Genomic DNA, 2,051 nt, shown 5'->3' with positions numbered 1-2,051 from the left:
ATCGGCCCGCCCCCGGCGGCGATCCGCGCCATGGGCCGCAAGTCGGAGGCCAAGGCGCTGATGGAAAAGGCCGGCGTGCCGCTCACGCCCGGCTACCACGGCGCCGACCAGGACCCGGCGCTGCTGCAGCGCGAAGCGACGCGGATCGGCTACCCGGTGCTCATCAAGGCCAGTGCCGGCGGCGGCGGCAAGGGCATGCGCCGCGTCGACGCGGAAGCCGACTTCGCCGCGGCGCTCGCCTCGTGCAAGCGCGAGGCGAGCAGCGCCTTCGGCGACGACGCCGTCCGCGTCGAGCAGTAAGTGCTGAAGCCGCGCCACATCGAGATCCAGGTCTTCGCCGATTCGCACGGCCACTGCGTGCACCTGTTCGAGCGCGACTGCTCGGTGCAGCGGCGGCACCAGAAGGTGCTCGAGGAAGCGCCGGCGCCGGGCATGACCACCGAGCGCCGCGCCGCGATGGGCCGGGCAGCGGTCGAGGCGGCGCAGGCGGTCGGCTACGTCGGTGCCGGCACGGTGGAGTTCATCGCCCATCCGGACGGCCGCTTCTACTTCATGGAGATGAACACGCGGCTGCAGGTCGAGCACCCGGTGACCGAGATGATCACCGGCCTCGACCTCGTCGAGTGGCAGCTTCGCGTCGCCTCGGGCGAGCCTTTGCCCAAGACGCAGGACGAGCTCAGGGTCCATGGCCACGCCATCGAGGCGCGCGTCTACGCCGAGGACCCGGACCGCGGCTTCCTGCCGTCGACCGGCCGGCTGCTTCACCTGGTGCCGCCCGAGCAGGGCGAGGGCGTCCGCGTCGACACCGGCGTCGAGCAGGGCGACTCGATCACCCCGTTCTACGACCCGATGATCGCCAAGCTGATCGTGCACGGGCCCGATCGCGCCACGGCGCTCGCCCGCATGCAGGCCGCGCTCGGCCGCTACCGCATCGTCGGCGTCGCCAACAACGTCGCCTTCCTCGGCCGGCTGATCGCGACGCCGTCGTTCGCCTCGGCCGACCTAGACACGGGCCTGATCGAGCGCGAGCAGGCACGCCTGTTCCCGCCGGCCGAGCCGCCGGGCGAAGACGTGTTCCTCGCCGCAGCGCTGGCCGAGCTGCAGCGCGATGCCGATGCCGCTGTGCAGGCGGCCCGCGGCGCCGGCGACGAAGGTTCGCCCTGGCGCCGCCTCGACGGCTGGCGCCTGAACGGCCGCGCGCCGCGTCGCGTGGCCCTGCGCAGCGGCGAGACGTTGCGCGAGGTCGAGGCCTGGGCGCTGCCGCAGGCGGGGCATTGGGAGCTCGCCGTCGACGGCGGGCCGCCTGCGACGGCGCGCGTCGAGCCGATTAGAGAGCAGGGCGAGCTCACGGGGACGATCGGCGAGCGTCGCGTCGCGGCGGTGGTCGTCGCCGACCGCGACGCGCGCCATGTCTTCGTGGCCGGCCGCCACCACGTGCTCGTCGTCGTCGATCCCGTCGACGGGGCCGGCTCGGCCCACGAGGAAGAAGGCAGCGGCCTCGTCGCGCCGATGCCGGGCAAGGTCATCGCCCTGCTGGCGAAAGCGGGCGATGCCGTCGACAAGGGCGCGCCGCTCCTCGTGCTCGAGGCGATGAAGATGGAGCACACCATCAGCGCGCCGCACGCTGGCACGGTGAAGTCGTTCCGCTTCGCCGCTGGCGACCAGGTCGGCGAAGGCGCCGAGCTGGTCGAGTTCGACTAGGTCCAACGGCGGCTTGCCGGTGCCCCCCGCCGGCGCGGCGCGGCTCTTGCAAAGGGCCGGCTCCCGCCTCAGGTGACGGCCCGACCCGCCGTTCGGCGGGTTCGCTGCCGCGTCCCGGGGCGTACCTTGCGGGTCCTGGCATCGACGTGGAAGGTCCCTCATGAACAGCCATCGAGATTCGCAGTCCCTGCACGACGGCTCGGAGTCGCTCGCCGACATCGTCGAGCGCGTCGGCGCGGGCACCGTCGCCGTGCTCGGACGGCGCGAGCCCGCGGCTTCGGGCGTGGGCTGGCGCCCCGGCCTCGTCGTGACCCCAGCCCACCCCATCCCGCGCACGCCCGCGGCGGTAA

The 2,051-nt window shown here is 73.5% G+C and carries 2 pseudogenes; both read left to right on the top strand.

Features of this window, described 5'->3' with window-relative positions:
- Positions 1-1,701 (top strand): annotated as a pseudogene (locus AC30N0_RS11955) (acetyl/propionyl/methylcrotonyl-CoA carboxylase subunit alpha); the annotation flags it as partial.
- A gap of 160 nt (positions 1,702-1,861) precedes the next feature.
- A pseudogene (locus AC30N0_RS11950) lies at positions 1,862-2,051 on the top strand (hypothetical protein); the annotation flags it as partial.

It is taken from the genome of Rhizobacter sp. (assembly GCF_031412495.1).
GTDB lineage: Bacteria > Pseudomonadota > Gammaproteobacteria > Burkholderiales > Burkholderiaceae_C > Schlegelella_A.
This window is presented reverse-complemented; position numbering and strand designations above follow the sequence as displayed.